This window comes from Cytobacillus sp. FSL K6-0129, assembly GCF_038007625.1.
GTDB classification, from domain to species: Bacteria; Bacillota; Bacilli; order Bacillales; family Cytobacillaceae; genus Cytobacillus; species Cytobacillus kochii.
Window position 1 is genome coordinate 754,223 of the sequence record NZ_JBBOXM010000001.1, and the last position, 16,862, is coordinate 771,084.

At 36.4% G+C, this 16,862-nt stretch carries 15 protein-coding genes; 2 read left to right on the forward strand and 13 right to left on the reverse strand.

Translation table 11 applies throughout. The annotated features are described in order from the left end of the window. Positions 1-139 precede the first annotated feature (139 nt). The gene (locus tag MHI57_RS03685) at positions 140-667 is read left to right on the forward strand and encodes a ribonuclease H-like YkuK family protein (RefSeq protein ID WP_289433836.1); all 528 of its coding nucleotides are present in this window, start codon (positions 140-142) and stop codon (positions 665-667) included. A gap of 1 nt (position 668) precedes the next feature. Here the strand turns inward: MHI57_RS03685 and MHI57_RS03690 are convergent, their stop codons facing one another. The 3 genes from MHI57_RS03690 to MHI57_RS03700 all read right to left on the reverse strand — a co-directional run bounded on the left by MHI57_RS03690 (position 669) and on the right by MHI57_RS03700 (position 5,071). Beyond that, positions 669-1,124, reverse strand: a complete 456-nt coding sequence (locus MHI57_RS03690) for a CoxG family protein (protein WP_307318471.1) — start codon at positions 1,122-1,124, stop codon at positions 669-671. A gap of 369 nt (positions 1,125-1,493) precedes the next feature. After that, a complete protein-coding gene (locus tag MHI57_RS03695) occupies positions 1,494-2,486 on the reverse strand; it encodes an LLM class flavin-dependent oxidoreductase (protein WP_095373187.1) in 993 nt (330 codons plus the stop codon). A 14-nt stretch (positions 2,487-2,500) separates the two neighbouring features. Beyond that, complete coding sequence (locus tag MHI57_RS03700) at positions 2,501-5,071, reverse strand: DEAD/DEAH box helicase (protein WP_340975112.1); 2,571 nt, start codon at positions 5,069-5,071, stop codon at positions 2,501-2,503. A gap of 211 nt (positions 5,072-5,282) precedes the next feature. Between MHI57_RS03700 and MHI57_RS03705 the strand changes: the two genes are divergently transcribed. Then, positions 5,283-5,816, forward strand: a complete 534-nt coding sequence (locus MHI57_RS03705; RefSeq protein ID WP_340975114.1) for a YceI family protein — start codon at positions 5,283-5,285, stop codon at positions 5,814-5,816. Between the two features lie 90 nt (positions 5,817-5,906). Here the strand turns inward: MHI57_RS03705 and dacB are convergent, their stop codons facing one another. The 10 genes from dacB to MHI57_RS03755 all read right to left on the reverse strand — a co-directional run bounded on the left by dacB (position 5,907) and on the right by MHI57_RS03755 (position 16,709). Next, entirely contained in the window at positions 5,907-7,391 is a 1,485-nt protein-coding gene (gene dacB, locus MHI57_RS03710; protein ID WP_340975116.1) for a D-alanyl-D-alanine carboxypeptidase/D-alanyl-D-alanine endopeptidase, read from the reverse strand. A 248-nt stretch (positions 7,392-7,639) separates the two neighbouring features. Then, the gene (locus MHI57_RS03715) at positions 7,640-7,951 is read right to left on the reverse strand and encodes an MGMT family protein (protein ID WP_095373183.1); all 312 of its coding nucleotides are present in this window, start codon (positions 7,949-7,951) and stop codon (positions 7,640-7,642) included. 200 nt (positions 7,952-8,151) lie between these two features. Beyond that, positions 8,152-9,114 carry a S8 family peptidase gene (locus MHI57_RS03720; protein WP_307318464.1) on the reverse strand — a complete coding sequence of 321 codons (963 nt, stop codon included), beginning with the start codon at positions 9,112-9,114 and terminating at the stop codon, positions 8,152-8,154. Between the two features lie 161 nt (positions 9,115-9,275). Beyond that, on the reverse strand, positions 9,276-9,782 hold the full coding sequence (gene mug, locus MHI57_RS03725) for a G/U mismatch-specific DNA glycosylase (protein WP_328198079.1): 507 nt from the start codon (positions 9,780-9,782) through the stop codon (positions 9,276-9,278). 281 nt (positions 9,783-10,063) lie between these two features. Beyond that, positions 10,064-11,422, reverse strand: a complete 1,359-nt coding sequence (pbfA, locus tag MHI57_RS03730; protein WP_340975122.1) for a (R)-1-hydroxy-2-aminoethylphosphonate ammonia-lyase — start codon at positions 11,420-11,422, stop codon at positions 10,064-10,066. Next, positions 11,412-12,230, reverse strand: coding sequence for a phosphonoacetaldehyde hydrolase (gene phnX / locus MHI57_RS03735; protein WP_095373179.1), 819 nt, complete (start codon positions 12,228-12,230; stop codon positions 11,412-11,414). Before phnX ends, pbfA begins: the two co-directional genes overlap by 11 nt. Then, positions 12,230-13,321 carry a 2-aminoethylphosphonate--pyruvate transaminase gene (locus tag MHI57_RS03740; RefSeq protein ID WP_328198076.1) on the reverse strand — a complete coding sequence of 364 codons (1,092 nt, stop codon included), beginning with the start codon at positions 13,319-13,321 and terminating at the stop codon, positions 12,230-12,232. Before MHI57_RS03740 ends, phnX begins: the two co-directional genes overlap by 1 nt. 14 nt (positions 13,322-13,335) lie before the next feature. After that, on the reverse strand, positions 13,336-14,325 hold the full coding sequence (locus tag MHI57_RS03745) for an extracellular solute-binding protein (protein ID WP_340975126.1): 990 nt from the start codon (positions 14,323-14,325) through the stop codon (positions 13,336-13,338). 16 nt (positions 14,326-14,341) lie between these two features. Then, entirely contained in the window at positions 14,342-15,964 is a 1,623-nt protein-coding gene (locus MHI57_RS03750; protein WP_322909408.1) for an ABC transporter permease subunit, read from the reverse strand. Then, positions 15,957-16,709, reverse strand: coding sequence for an ABC transporter ATP-binding protein (locus MHI57_RS03755; protein ID WP_340975127.1), 753 nt, complete (start codon positions 16,707-16,709; stop codon positions 15,957-15,959). The genes MHI57_RS03750 and MHI57_RS03755 overlap by 8 nt, the downstream gene beginning before the upstream one ends. Positions 16,710-16,862: the final 153 nt, after the last annotated feature.

The window sequence follows — 16,862 nt, forward strand, 5'->3', positions numbered from 1 at the left end:
TAGCCTTTCAATCCGTTTAGCTTGCAGCATGGTCATAAAATTTATCTTAAAATCTTTACTTCTTTCATATGTATAAAATAGGCTGCAATTGATTCATGAAGGTTCGTGAATGCATAAACTATAAATTAAAAATGTGGTGATGACTTTGCAAATACTTCCTTTTCAAAATTTAAAAGAGAAAAACTTAACATTTGAAGATGTCTTTGAGCGCATTCTTCACTTCATGTACATCCAACCGAGAGGAAATTATAAACTGATTGTTGGAACAGACTCTCAAGTACATCCTGCCCATACTTTATTTATCACTGGTATAGTGATTCAAAATGCAGGAAAAGGAGCGTGGGCTTGTATTAGAAAATGTTCCGTCCCACGAAAGATGCTTCATCTACATGAAAGAATTTCTTTTGAAACTTCTTTAACTGAAGAGATTGTTGCATTATTTGATGAAGAGAAGAAAAACAAGATGATTGATATTGTCTTACCATTTATTTACCAAGGTGCAAGTTTTACGATGGAAGGCCATTTAGATATTGGTGCCGGCTCTCGTAATAAAACGAAGGAATATGTAGCTGAAATGGTCGCAAGAATGGAATCCATTGGTGTGGAAGCCAAAATAAAACCAGAGGCATATGTCGCCTCTAGTTATGCAAATAAATTCACAAAATAAATTACTGATGCAGTGAATACTGCTGTTCTGCTTTCTCTGCGACTGCATTCGTTAACTCAGTTGTAATTTCGGGAAGAGAGGTTTCTAAAATAGCATTCGCCATTTTTGCCATCATTCCCTCAGCTACAATCTCTAAAAAGCCCGTCATCACTACTTCTTTTTTAGAAGAATTTACACTCGAGAAAAAACCATTGCCCTTAAATTTCTCATTGATACCTGTTAAGTTAAATGTCACTTTATTAGGCGCCTGCCATCTAGTGATATCGACCTGTAGCTCTATCTTTTTTTTCATTAAGCCGACATCTACTTTAAACACCCAGATGGAGCTTTTTTCATTTAATATTTCATGCCTTATATATCCAGGAACAAGTGGTGCCCAATGATTCATATCACTAACAAACTGCCATAGGTGGTCAATCGATACATTTACCTTTTTCTCATGATGAAAGCTTGCCATTATACCTCTCTCCTTCATTCTCGTCTTAGATGCTACTGCCTTATTTCTATTCAAGCAGTAAGGGAAACATGCTATCGAATTTATGATTAACGCATCGTAAACGAAAACAAATTAGAAACTTTAGAGGTAAAAGCTGCTTGCTTAAAATTGACATTGCTTCAATTTAATACAACCGATATACCTCTCATGTTTGCCCTTTTAAAGAGCGGAAATAAAGAGAATAAATTCTTCTAGACATGAGCAATAAATATTTATTTATAGAGGAATAGCAACCAGCTTTCGTTTGACCATGACAAAAAAAGATAAGAGCTTCCCCCTACAAATATTGAAGAAACAATGTGTAGGTTGCTTCACATTCCCTTTATATCTCTAAAAAACTGGTTTGTTAATCATATCAGCCAATAATTTATATGACTTTAGACGATCGTCATAATCATGTGTTATTGTCACGATCATGACTTCATCTATGCCGTATTGGTTTGTAAGACTTAACAAGTCTCTCTTGACCTTTTCCGGATTACCAATAATCATTCTTTCTTTCATCTTAGCGACTTTTTCTTGTTTTGCAATGAAATAGGGATGCTTAATTGCTTCCTCTACTGAAGGTACTTCTTGCTTCTCTCCATCATCTGATTGGAGATGCCATAATAATACTGAGGTAGCGATTTCTTCAGCCTTTTCATCTGTTTCAGCACAAATAACAGAGACGGTTAACATCATATTTTGTTGTTCGCTCTTGCGCTTCTCTTTAAAAAGATCAATCGCTTCTTTTCCATTAGCATCACTCATAAATTGTCCAAAACAGTAATGTAACCCCTTTTCAGCTGCTAAACTAGCACTTTTATGGCTTGTTCCTAACATCCACACTTCAGGCTTTATTGGGGGGATGGGACTTGCCTTTACTTTACGAAAAAGATGGTCTTCTGGATGATGGTCATTTAAAAAAGCAAGTAGTGTATCAATAGACTGGGGCCACTCTTTGACAGCTTGCAAATAATTCCCTGCTAGTGCAATACTTGCTTCAGCAGATGCACCTGGTGCTCTTCCTATGCCGAGGTCTATACGTCCTGGAAAAAGTGTGCTTAACAAATGAAAGTTCTCTGCCACTTTAAAAGGTTTATAATTCGGTAGTAACAACGCACCCGAGCCAATCCTTATAGTTGACGTTTGTGATGCAATATATGTCATCATAATTTCAGGAGAGGAACTAGCGAGCCCAGGCAAGTCATGATGCTCTGCAATCCAATAGCGGTAATAGCCTAATTCATCCGCTGTTTTTGCTAACTGCAGTGATGCCTCAAGTGCTTCTTTTGCTGTCTTGCCTTTTGCAATTGGTGATTGATCTAAAATACTCAGCTTCACATTACCCCTCCTGTTTACCTCTTATAGTAACGTCTTCTTCTACTCGGTTGATTCTTATGGCAATCATCGCAAATGTTAAAGGCATGATCCCAAGCTAAAGATTTTCCACAACGCTTACATGTTTTTTTCATATTTGCAATATCATCATCTAATCGTTCAAACACATGATTAGATATATCGTCCCTCACTCTTTCCCAATAGATGGCTTCAGTATGTTGACCTAATTTATAGAGAAATAGTAAATGAAGACCTATTGCTTTATATGAATACTCAAGGTCTTCAAGATTACGGTTTCTTAACCTTGGTTCAGGCAGCTCTTCATGATCAATGATACTGTACATCGCCTGCTCCCATTGCCGAATCAAGTCCGCTTCTTTTTTTGAAAAAGGTAGATGTAAGAAACTGTACAAATCTTTTAAAGGCATTCTCGCCTCAATCTCTGTCCCTCTAACCAGTTCATAAAGCTCCCTTTCTTCACTTAATGTTGCTTTCTTAGTTCCCTTTGGACTCTCAAATAAATCCCAGAGTTCAAAAAACTTCCCTAAATCACGATAATACGAAAGAAAGCGATCAAAAATGGCTGAAGTAGGTGCAATAGCAAAACTTTCAATCGGAGCATCTACTTGTGATAATAAACTGCTCATTAACTTAATCCGGTCAAAAAAGGCCACTCTACCTACAGGGTAAATACCTTTTCTCCCCGCTCTCCCAGCAATCTGTTTCACTTCTTGAGATGACAGTGTGCGACGTTTCGTACCATCAAATTTCTCCGTTTCCAAAAAAACAATCCGTCGTATCGGTAAATTTAATCCCATTCCGATTGCGTCTGTTGAGACAATGACATCAGATTGACCAGCTGTAAAGCGATTAACCTGTTTCTTCCTCGTTTCAGGTGGCATACTGCCATATATCATACTCACTTGATGACCTTTTCTTTGTAACATAGACGCTGTTTCAAGTACCCTTTTACGTGAGAAACAAATCAGCGCGTCACCCTCTTTTACGTTTTTTAGAGTGAACTCTTCACTGTCTACTTCCAAAGGGGCTTCTCGTTTATATCTATGTATTTCAACATTGCTATCTCCAATTAATTGCAACAGCATAGCTTCGGCATTTTTACTCGCAATAATATGCACTTCTCTCGCATTTGCCTTTGTGATTGCCTTAAACCAAGCATAGCCACGGTCCTTATCACTAATCATTTGTGATTCATCTATAACAATGACATCATAATCATCTTTCTCATAAAACATTTCAACCGTACAAGCTAAATGTGTCGCACCTGAGGTTTCTCGTTCTTCTTCTCCAGTTTTTAAAGAACAGGGTGTTCCTTCATTGTTTAGCTTTTCATAGACTTCAAGCGCCAACAAACGTAATGGGGCTAAATATAACCCGGTTGGGGCTGCTTTCATTTTCTCTAGTGCTTGGAACGTTTTCCCTGTATTTGTTTCACCAATATGAAGAACAAATTTCTGATAAATATTCTTTCGGCTCTCATAAGCAGAGCCAAAAATATCATTCAACATTTTTTGTTGTTGTTCTTCTTTTTGTCTCCGTTCCCGTTCTTCTTGTTTGCGCTTCATTTTTCTTTCTTTCACTTGTATTTCATATAAGCTTCGCTGCTCTTCTAAATCAAAATTCTCATTTGCTATCTTCAATAAATCTTTCACATAATCTTCCATGATTCGGCCTAGTGCATTTGGAATTAAATCTTCCCAATCAATTAGATCTAACAACTTCTCTCCAGTCAAACTATGCTGGAACAAAGATTGATACTTATCAATATGCCCTTGACCAAGATGTAATAGAAGCGCTTGTTGTATAAGCGTATGTAAAGTTTCTCCTACCATTTGTTCGTATTCAAAATAGTATGTTTCATACTCAAAATACCATTTATTTTTTATCATCACTTTGTGGAGATTACCTGTAAACTCTTCAAAGAAATCTTCTACACGGGGGTAATCATCAACGTTAAATGGCCCCACTTCCACTAAAGGTTCTTCTAAGTAACGTGATTCCGTCTCATGATACTTCACTCTATTTGCTAAATCCGTTTCAAGCTTTAAAGCCAATTTATGTCTTAAAGCTAAAAAGAGATTTTCACTGTTTTTTGACAACCATTGTTCTGCTTCTTCACATAGAAATTCTTGATAGGCGTATCTTTCTTGTTTGATCTGGCGTTCTTTTTCTTCTTGAAGATATCTTTCTCTTGCATAAACATAACGCTTGGCCCACTTTTCAGGTTGATCTGCAAAAATCGAATGTAGCAAACTATTTACATTTAATGGACGGAACTCAATGACTTCTTTCCTAAATGCTTGATTTAACGTTTTCTTATTCATATCTTCAATAACATAGTTTTTTTTCTTTAAATATTCCTTCTTATGAAAACGAGAGAGTTTGTTTGTCGCTTTATTACTCCACACATTTTGCCAAACTTGTGCTAAAAACGGAGCTCGATCTTTGATATATTGTGAAAAACTTAACATTTGTTCATTTGCACCTAAATAATAATCTATATCTTCATAAATTTTCATTTTTGTATATTCAATCGCTTGACGATGGATATCCTCTAATTGCTTCATTCCTTTAACTCCTCTAACAAATACATATTATTCCTATTGTATACGAACTCTTGTCACTTCACTACCATAACATATCGCACTTCCGCGAAAAAATTATTAGAAAATTTAAAAATAAAATTGACAAACACGGATGGCGAGATTATAATTATTTCGAAATCAATTATTTTTAATTTGAGATTTATTAATCAAAGATATATAGGAGGAAAATAAAATGGCTAAAACAAAGTGGACGTTAGACCCAGCACATAGTAGTGTTGATTTTTCTGTTAAACATATGATGATTGCTAATGTAAAGGGATCATTTACAGCGTTTGATGCTGTTATTGAAGCTGATCCTAAAGATTTAACAACAGCGGATATTTCATTAACAATCGACTCAGCTAGTATTGATACCAAAAACGAAGATCGTGATAATCATTTAAAATCACAAGATTTCTTCGATGTTGAAACCTATCCAAAAATTAATTTTAAAGCAACGAATATTGTAAAAAATGGGGAAAATGAATATAGCGTGACAGGTGATCTGACGATTAAAGATACAACAAAACAAGAAACGCTTGCAGTCGAATTTGAAGGAACGGGAATTGATCCATGGGGAAATACAAAAGCTGGATTTAACGTAACTGGATCAATCAGCAGAAATGATTATGGATTAACATGGAACTCTACATTAGAAACGGGTGGCGTTCTTGTCGGAGACAAAATCAAAATTAGTTTAGATGTTCAGGCTAGCAAGGGTGATTAATTTTTATCTGAATCTTATTTAGAAATAAAGACGATTACAAAAACGCTTGGTGTCCAGCATCCAAGCGTTTTTGTAATGATAGAGCGTAGTTTATTGTTCAGCTAAAATGGTAGCAATTTTATCTTCAATGATTTTCCCCTTTGACCCATCTACCATATTATTCAATATAATAGAAAATACATATCTTTCTCCTGACTTGTTATCCACATAGCCTGAAAGCGAGCTAACAGTTGAAATCGATCCTGTTTTTGCATAAACATGACCCTCAGCTGGAGAGTTTTTCAGTCGATTTCTTAATGTACCCCCTACCATTCTGTCCGCATGACCAGCTACTGGTAATGAATGAAAATACACATCAAACCAAGATTCCTTCTGTACTTCGTATAAGAGTTTGGAAAGCTCCTTAGCTGGTAATAAAGTGACATGAGAGATGCCTGATCCGTCTCTTAAAAGCATGGTATCTTGATTGATTCCCCAAGCATTCAATTCATCTGCTAAAACTTCTAATCCTGCATCCCAACTGCCTTCATTTTTAACTACTTTCCCCATTTCTTTGATTAAAATTTCGGCATGTGTATTATTACTCAACTTCATAAAGGGAATGAGCAATTCCTTTAACGGCATGGATTGTTGTTCATACAACACTTCTGTTTGATTAGGTGCGACTCCTACCTTAACGCCACCATGGATTTTAATACCCTCATCTGCTAAAGAATCCTTTAATAACTCTAAAGCATACTGTGTTGGCTCCCATACGGCAATCCACTCTCTACTAGATGTAGCTTCTATAGGAATCGTCCCAGTGATGGTTATCTCATTTGTACCATGTTCTCTTACAATATCAATTTCTTTCTTATCTGATGCACCAACGGTTTTAGCGTTATTGTTGATTTTGACATATCTATTGTTCGGCTGCAGAGTTATTTCTGGCTTTTTCCCCTCTTGTTTACCTGGTTTTACCTCGACAATTACACTTCCAGCATCATAATCTTCATTCGGACTTACAGTCAATGCTGATATTTGCGCACCATAATAATAACTCTCATCTTTCCAGATGATATCTTCTGACAAACGTTCATCATCATACCAACTATCATCTGCAATAAGTTGACCCTTAATCATTTTAATACCTTGTTTTTTTAATGCTTTAGCCATGTTAGTAAAATCTTCTTTCAATAAAGTTGGGTCGCCATACCCCTTTAAATAAATATCCCCATGGTGGACAGAGCCCCGTTGCTGGCCTATCGATAATAATTCTGTTTTAAAGCGATAATCTTCACCTAATACTGACAGTGCTACTGCTGCTGTTAATAGTTTCATATTAGAAGCTGGTCGTAATCTAGTATCAGCTATATGTTCATAAACAATCTTCCCTTCTTCTGCGCTCCTCACGCTAACACCAGCAAGAGCTCCCGCTAACAGTGGATCATTGTTAATAAGTTGATTAAGCTTCTGAACTAACTCATCACCTTCTTCATTAGCCGAAACTTTAGGTTCCACTGCTGATTGAAACGGTGTATAGGCAATTGAAAATAGTAGTACAACCGTCAACAAACTCACTAAAGCTTTTTTCATTTTCCCTCATCCCCTCCTATATTCTTCCTGTCTACATTTCTCCTACATAGATTGACAAAAAACTACATCTATATGTATTGAACTTCGCTTTTTCTTCATTTTTCTCCTTTAAGTGAATGGATGTGTTTTTCCTTCTGTCCTAAATAGGTAGCAATGACTAGTCAATCATTTCTTTCAGCAAAACTAGGCATACTTAGGGGAAAAAAAGAGGAAAGATAGAGAACAAACCTTGACTGTGTGTTAGTGCTTCACTTGGCGCGGTCATACTGTGAGCGACTCATATCCACTTGATGAGCCTGTATAAAGAAAACACCTTCTTGTTCAAGTAACTCTTTTTGCATATCGGCTTGGTGGCTATCATTTAGTCTAATTTCACCTACTTTATTGACCACTCTATGCCAGGGCAAACCATATTTATGACTCATTGAATGGAGAATGCGAACAACTTGCCTTGCACCACGGGGGCTACCAGCATATGTTGCGATTTGTCCATAGCTCATTACTCTTCCTTTAGGGATTTCTTTAATTATTTTAATCACTGTTGCTGTAAATGGCTGCATATCCTTTCCTCCAAACGCGCTCGTTTTGTTACTAGTATAATAAACTAAAGGATCATAACATAGTCTCAATTCATTCATCATAAAATACATGTAATCAATAAAATAAAAAAACCATGCCTAGAGAAACTTATTAGACAAAAAATAACAAGAACAAATTCAATGAAACAGAATTTGTTCTTGTTTTTAATACAATCAATATATTAACTTTTTACTAATCTATTTTTTACTACTTCAGTTAATACACGGTTTAAATGCTCTGGTACAGTTAAATAAAGTAGACCGTTTCCTTCTAATTTTGGCGAATAGCCCAGCGGAACAGTTCTTCTAATCAATTGCGCATATGACTCAGGCTCTGAGAAATCTCTTTCAAATGTAACTTGAGAAAAATCTTTTATTAACGCCAAAGCCCCTGCGACGTGTGGTGCGGCCATTGATGTACCGCTTAGTTTTGCATATTTACCATTTAAAAAAGTAGATAATATCTCTTCACCAGGAGCGACCAAATCAATTTCGGTATGAGAATTGCTGAAAGGTGATGATTCGCGGTTTAAATTAACAGCACCAACACTAATGACTTCATTATATGAACCTGGATAAGCAAGCTCATCGGTATTATCATCCCCGTCACCTTCATTTCCAGCTGCACAAACAACGAGAATATTTTCTCCGACGGCTTTTTGTATCGCTTCATGTAGTTCTGGAACATCTTCAGGGCCACCTAGTGACATCGATATAATATCTACTTTCTGTTCAACCGCATACAATATTCCATTTATAATCCAATCATATTGACCAGATCCATCTTTGTTCAATACTTTTACAATTAACAAATCTGCTTCCGGGGCTACACCAATTACTCCTGATTCATTAGCAGTAGCAGCAATTGTACCAGCAACATGTGTGCCGTGACCATTATGGTCATCTAAGATATCTGGTGAACTCCCATCATCGTCTGTAAAGTTTCTACCACCTATAATTCTCGCTTTTAAATCTGGGTGGTCTATGTCACAACCTGTATCTAATATTGCCACCTTCATGCCTTTTCCTTTCGTCTCTTTCCAAATCTCAGGTGCCTGAATCAATTGTATTCCTTGCGGCGTTTCATTGACATCTGTCACTTGATCATTGACTGTGTAAGGCATTACTCTAACTAATTGCTTCATCCTTTATCCCTCCCTAACATAATCGTGAAAACCATTTGGTCCCTTCAACGCATAGACAAGAGAATTTTGAAGCGATACAAGTTGTATCATTATTATAACAAAAGATTAAATATTCTGAAAGAAATTAGACCTTTTTTTCTCTCGGTCTTTTTTCCTGTTTTTTACTTCCGTAACTTTTCCCTCAATTGTTTATAGATATCGACAATTTCATCTATTTTCATTCTTACAAGCCCGCTTGATGAAGGTGCAACAAAATCAATTACACCTGGTACAACCGATTCGCTCTGAAATCCCCAAGATACCTTCTTTTTCTTACTAAATTCTTGATATACACCTTTCCCTACATAACAGGCCACTTCAGGTTGATATTTTTTTAGTTTTTCTAATAGTTCTAATCTACCTGCTTGATATTCTTCCTTCGTAATATCGCTAGCCGCTTTAGTTGGTCTTGAGACAATATTTGTTAAACCATATCCTAATTGAAGTAATTGATGATTTTCTTCTGGTAAGTAAACCCGTTCAGTCAGCCCAGATTGATAGAGTATTTTCCAAAACCGGTTATGACGGTTGGCATAATGAAATCCAGTTTCTGCAGACTTTACACTCGGGTTAAACCCAATAAATATGACTTTTAAATCCTTTTTGAGATGATCATCTATCGGTTTCATTTATCTTTACTCCTTTTATTTTTTCATACAATAACCATAGCATGTGAATGATCATTTTTGCATTGATACAATCTACAATTTTTTTGAGTGGAAGGAAAAAATGATCAATTGCTTGTATGAATGTTCTAGAAAAAAATACGTTTACAATCTTAAAAATGGACAGTGATTATCCCGACAATCATTTTCATCATTTTAAGTGCTGTTTAGACGATTCCTAATTTTTATGATGTTGCACTATGCATGCAGAAAACAAAAAAACCTCTCTAAAAAATGAGAGGTTTTTATGCATGATATGCTCTCAAGCCATTCTCCAATAACTCAATAGCTAAGCTTGCTTCTTTCTCTTTGATAATAAGGGGTGGATGCCATGTGATGCAATTGCCAGCTGCTACTTTAAACGATAGACCATGCTGCAAACAGTAGTAGAGAAGAAACTCGGTCAACTGCTCATCTTTTTCTTTTGTGTCTCGGCTTTTAACAAGCTCGATCGTTATTAACAATCCGCAGATTCGTAAATCCCCAATGCAAGTATACTGCTCCGCTAGTTTCTTTAACTTAGCCGCCATGAATTGAGATTGGCTCAAACTATTTTCTTTTAACCTGTAATCGTCAATATAGTTAAGCATGGCAACGATAGCCGCACTGCCTATTGCTGGCTTTTCATGTGTATAATGACCGAGTGAAACTTCTGCCGCCGTATCAAGCACTTTTTTCACTAAAACAGCAGCTTGTGGCACGATGCCTCCGCCTAATCCTTTTCCCAATACAAGGATATCTGGCTCAATATCATATAATTGATGCACATAACATTCACCGCTTCGGTAAAAGGCGGTTGGAATCTCATCAAAAATGAGTAGGATTCCATGTTCGTCACATATTTTTCTTAACCTTTTAAAATAAGATTGTGGAGGAATATGCGTGTCTGTTGCTCTAATTGGCTCTAGTAAGATGCAACTAATATTCCCTTCATTTATAATCACATACTCCAGATAATTTAACGACTTTTCAGCGATATCTTCTGGTGAGCTTGCACCAAAGACATTCCGGTAGGACTGGTAGGACATTACTTTAATCATCCCAGGTAACATCGGACCAATACCGTTTTTAAATACAGACTCTCCTCCCGCAGAGATTGCATCTAAGCCAGCCCCATGAAATGACTCCCACATGGAAATCACTTTATGATTGCCAGTCACTTTTCTAGCAATTTTCATAGCAAGTCCCACTGCTGCACTGCCTGATGGAACGAATAATACTTTGAAATCTTTTGAGATCGTCTTCTCTACTAACCTTTCTCCTGCCTCCATCGCAATGTCAGCAGTAAATCTCCGCGGAATAAAAGGCAAAGTACTCATTTGTTTCGTGATAGCTTCAATCACATACGGATTTTTATAGCCGACTTGATGCAAGCTATTGCCATGGAAGTCTAAATAACGTTTTCCCTCTCGATCGATTAAGTAGCAACCGTCTGCGTCAACAATGGTTTGTAGACAAGGAGTCGACATCGATTGCCTTATAAAGACCGCTTCGTCGCGCCAAAGTGTTTCTCGACTTACCTGATCAAGTGAATGATTCCACCTCATCCGTGAAGGGCTATTATTCACGTCTCCTTCACGGTGAAGTGCTTCTTTATTTTTCAATAGCTTCCCTTTCCTTCCCGGATCCTTGAAGATTAATTGTTTCTATCAGTGAAGGTAATTCTGTCATTGTCTCAATTGTAAAATCAGCCCCTGCGCTTATAAAGGCTTCTTTTGTTCGTGCCATTTCTCTCTGTTGTTCCTCTCCAGATAATTTGTTAAATTCATTTGCTGATAAGCCCATTTCAGAACTACCAACTATCACCCCAACCGTCCATACGCCGGCTTGCGCACCTTCTTTCATATCTGAAATCGTGTCTCCAACCTTCACGACGTTTTTCACACTCGATACTTTTAATGCCTGCAAGTTTTTAAAGATCATAAACGGATACGGTCGACCGTACGAATCGGTATCATCAGCCGTAAAGTAACAATCAGGTGTATAGCCTTTTTCCTTTGCTAAGGGTACAACAATATCCATCATTGTGCTCGTATAGCCTGTCGTTGACCCTATTTTCAAACCATTTGCTCTTAACTCTTTAACCGTTTCGACCACCCCAGCTATCGGATCAGTAAAATGAGCTAATGACTGCAATAAAGCCGGTTCGAATTTGCTATACAACCTTTCTACATCTGTTTCAGTGAATGGCTTGCCATTTTCTTCTTCCCAAAGACATGCAATCCGGGGCATCGACAGCATGGCGCGAATATGATCGATCTTTAGCATGCCCATTGGTTCTCTCGCCTCTGCCATCGTCACCTCAATACCCGCATCTTTAAAAATATCAATAAAGACATTTACAGGTGCAAAACAACCAAAATCTACTGTCGTACCCGCCCAATCAAATATTACTGCTTCTATTTTTTTCATTATGCTTTCACTCCCAAATAGTTTTCGATAATGTCACATAAACGGTTAATATCTTCTTCGTAAATTTCGCCAATATTGCCCATTCTAAAAGTATCTTCATCAGTTAGTTTTCCTGGATAAATAACAAACCCATGTTCTTTCATATAATCATAGAAAGCTTGAAAACTAAATTGATCGTTCGGATAAATAAAGGAAGTAATAATTGGTGATTGTTTGTCCTCACTAATATATGTATCAAATCCAATGGCTTTCATTCTCTTCCTTAATAACTGATTATTATTTCGGTATCGTTGTTCACGAGCAGGAATCCCTCCTTCTGTATCCAGTTCATCCAAGCTCTTCCCGAAAGCAGCAACGACATGAGTTGGTGAAGTATAGCGCCATTTACCATCTTTGTCCATCACTACCCATTGATCATATAAATCGAGTGAAAGGCTTCGTGCATTACCTTTACAAGAGATGATTTTCTCTCTTTTAGCAATCACAAATCCGAACCCTGGCACTCCTTGAATACATTTGTTCGCACTGCTTATTAAGAAGTCAATTCCAAGTGCAGGTATATCAATTTCCATTCCGCCAAAGCTTGACATTGCATCAATAATTAATGTTTTATTTGTTTCTTTAGCAACGTTGGCGATCATCTCAAGTGGATTAAGAATACCTGTCGTTGTTTCACAATGGACCATGACGATATGTGTAATTTCGTTATCTAAAGACAATAAATTTTTAATCTCTGCTTCTTTCGGATATTCATTATAGGCAACAGCGTAATGCGTATGCTTGATACCAATATAGTTAACGATTTTGACCATCCTCTCACCATAGGCACCGTTCGTAATAATCAATGCTTTATCTTCTTTACTAAAAGCAGAAGTCATAACTGATTCCACTGTAAAAGTGCCGCTTCCTTGCATCAAGACAACGGTATAGTCATCATTTTCTGCATGAGCAAGTTTTAATAAATCTGAGCGAATTTTTTGCGTAATTTGCTTATAATCATCATCCCAAGTACAACGATCAAACAACATTTCTCTTTTAACCGCCTCTGTCGTTGTTAATGGACCTGGTGTTAATAATTTATATTGTTTCATTCGTAAACTCTCCTTTATTTAGCTGAATTAAAGAATGCTTGATGTTTCTCTAATAACTCTACTGTCATTGGTTCTGAGAATATTTTTTGATTGCTAGCAATGTTTTCATCTGCAACCGTCTCGCCATCGTATAAAGCAACTGGATAATAGTCGATTAAACCTTCTCTCGCTTCTTTTACCAGAACTTCAGCCATTTCTTCCGCTAATTTTTTTTGCCCTTCACCTTTATCAATGACGGCAATCGATTCTGTAGTTGAGAAGTTCCCTTCTGTTGGATCGATAAAATCAATTGGTGCGCCTCCCGTTTTTGCAGCAACCGCTTGATGACGCAATCCAAATCCAACCGCGACTTCCCCTGCTTGCACCTTTTTAATAGAACCAGAACCTGAACTTTCTAAATGGGGCCCTGCATTTTTTATAATCCCAGCCATTACCTTCTTACCAGTTTCTTCTCCATACTCACTAATAATTGCCTGAATAAGCATCCATCCTGTGGAAGAATCCATAATATTAGGAATTGACACTAAGCCTTCGTATTGTGGTTCTGCCAACTCTTTTATTGAGGTCGGGACTTCTAGCCCTTTTTGCTCTAAAAGAGAAGTGTTATAAAATAACGAACCAGTATTAGCTAATAAAGGAGTATAAAAGTTAGGATATTCTTCTAAACTACTTGTATCGAAACTTAAATCTTTAAACATGTCATGTTGCTTTTCAGCACTTTCTAAAAAGTAAGAGCTCATTGTGACGATATCTGCTTCAATACTTTTCCCTTCTGCTAATAATTTTCCTCCTAATTCTGATGTTCCTAATGATTGAATTAAATAGTCTCCTTCAAAGCCAGCATCGTTTAATGTTTCTTCCATCACGTTTACTGCTTCTTCATCACCATTTGATAAGATCACGACTTGATTACTGTCACCACTTGCTGCCTCCCCTCCACATCCAGCTAGAATCATGACGATAGCAACTGACAAGAGTGTGAACCATTTTTTATTTTTTCTCATGTTACATCCCTCACTTTTATATATTTTTTAATGATCTTCTTTTTTGTAAATAATCACAGAGTAGTTTGATAATGAGATTAGTGAAGAAGATCAGTAAAGATAGTACAAAAATGTCATTAAATTTAGCAAAGTGCTGTAGTTCTTTGATCTTACTTGAAACAAGCGATGTTTGAGCAGATACGAGAAAAATAATTCCGCTAATCGTGACCATCGCATTGATAAAATAATAACTAAACATTTCTATCACTGTGCCCCAAGAGTTTGGCAGAATCACTCGGTAAATCGTTTTAAACCAACTATCTCCGAGTAATCCTCCCGTTGTTTCCCATGTCGGGTTCATCTTAGATAGAGAATTTTTCGCCATTAAGTAAGGCGTTGTGTAGTAGTGGACAATATTGCATACAATAATAATGATAAACGTGCCTTTTAGACTACTATTATTGAAAAGTAATAGATACGATAGACCAAGTACCATACCAGGCAAGGTATTTGTAATCATTGAAACAATATCAAATGCGCCTTTTCCTTTTATCTTTGTTCTCGCATTAATAATCGCTGAACTGTAGGCTATCAATATCCCAAATAATGTCGTAAAAAGAGCAACGATTAGAGAATTCTTATACACACCAATGAGGTCATTTGATTGAAATACATTGATGAGATGATTCCATGTAAAAGTTGAATCGTAAGGAAAACTTGTTAAAAACGGTGCAATGAACATCACCAGAAAGACAGATAACATACCAATGATGACAATGGAAGATAATAACGCAAAACTCATATCTCTGCCTTTATGTTCAACCATTTCAATCTCAGTGAATTTGTCATAATGGAAATTGAATCGTTCTAAATATTGCAGTAAAAAAACACCGAATAAGGCTGGTAAGAGCATTAATATAGCGATGACTGCCCCATGGCTGAAATTCGGGATTGAACCAAGCATCACTTGATAAAGCTGAGTAGAAACAACCGAGTATGTTCCGCCAATTGAAGCTGGTATCCCATAATCAGTAAAACTTAGAATAAATGAGAGTACAAAGGCTCCACCTATAGCTCCAGTTAATGGACGTAAGATCGTATGAAAAAAACTTCTCCAAGTACCGTCTAACATCAACTTTGAAACAACCATGAATCTCTTATCTATATACATAAATGAGTTATTGATAATAAGAAAGGCAGCCGGTAAAGTGTAAATTGTATAGCCTAACAACAAGCCATTAAATCCATAGATATTAAATAAGGGTTGTCCCATGAGCTGCGTGATTAATCCTTGATTACCAAAAGAATACATAATCGCAAAACCGTATGTAATCGTAGGTAACAACATAGGAATAAGTATCCCAACTTTAATGATACTTTTATAACGTTTTTCAATATTCGTACAATGTAATGCGTAAGCAATCATAAACGCTAACACAGTTGAAATTACGGCTGTTAATCCTGAAACTTTTATACTGTTCATGAACGCTGTTATTAGTTCGCCATTCGCTAGTACATTTATATAATTAGTTAATTCAAGGCCATTGGTTGTTTGGAAGGAGCGGTAGAATAATGCCAGCATTGGCGATACTAGAAATACCGAGAATAATAGGATGATAGCCATATAGATGACTTTCATTTCCAACTTGATATTAGGCATATTGCTCACCAAACAAATGAAAAATATTTTGCCTTTTAATGTGGAGTTGTTTGAGTATAAAATCTTTCACAAATTCATTATTCGGTTCATGAATGATTTCATGTGGGGTACCAAATTGTGACACATGACCTTGATTAATAATTAAAATTTTATCTGACAAAGTTAACGCCTCTTCCGGATCATGCGTAACAATAATGGTTGTCAATTGAAATTGCTTAGCAATCGACTTGATTCTTTCTTTAATGGACTCTTTTATCACCCCATCTAATGCACTTAACGGTTCATCTAATAGAAGAATTCTTGGTTTCATCACTAACGTTCTCGCAAGCGCGACTCTTTGTTTTTGCCCGCCAGATAGTTGACTGATTTTCTTGTCCAAATGTGGACCGAGCTCAAGGAAATCAATATATTCGTGTAATTCATTCTTTGAGTCCATAGATTTCTTATTCTTCAAGCCATATACAATATTTTCATAGGCGTTTAGATGGGGAAATAATGCATAATCTTGAAAAACAATATTAAAGCCCCTATCCTTCATCTTTACATTCGTTAAATCTTCATTCTCATAATAAATTTTTCCACTATCCATTTTTGTCAATCCTAAAATGATGTTTAATAACGTTGTTTTTCCACTTCCACTTTGACCAAGAAGTGACACGATTTCTCCTGGTTGTATTTCTAAATCAATATTTTCTAATACTGATTTGTTATGATATTTTTTAGATACATTCTGAAGTTTGAGCATATTTAAATCCTCCAATAGTTAGAAAATTCAGTATTTAAAACTGAGCATTCCCCTCTTTTAATCTCCAAATATTTACCAAGAGGAATGATAAAAAGTGTCACAATGATAAAAATTAACCATGTTATAGACCCTTTTACCGCCTACAAAAAATAT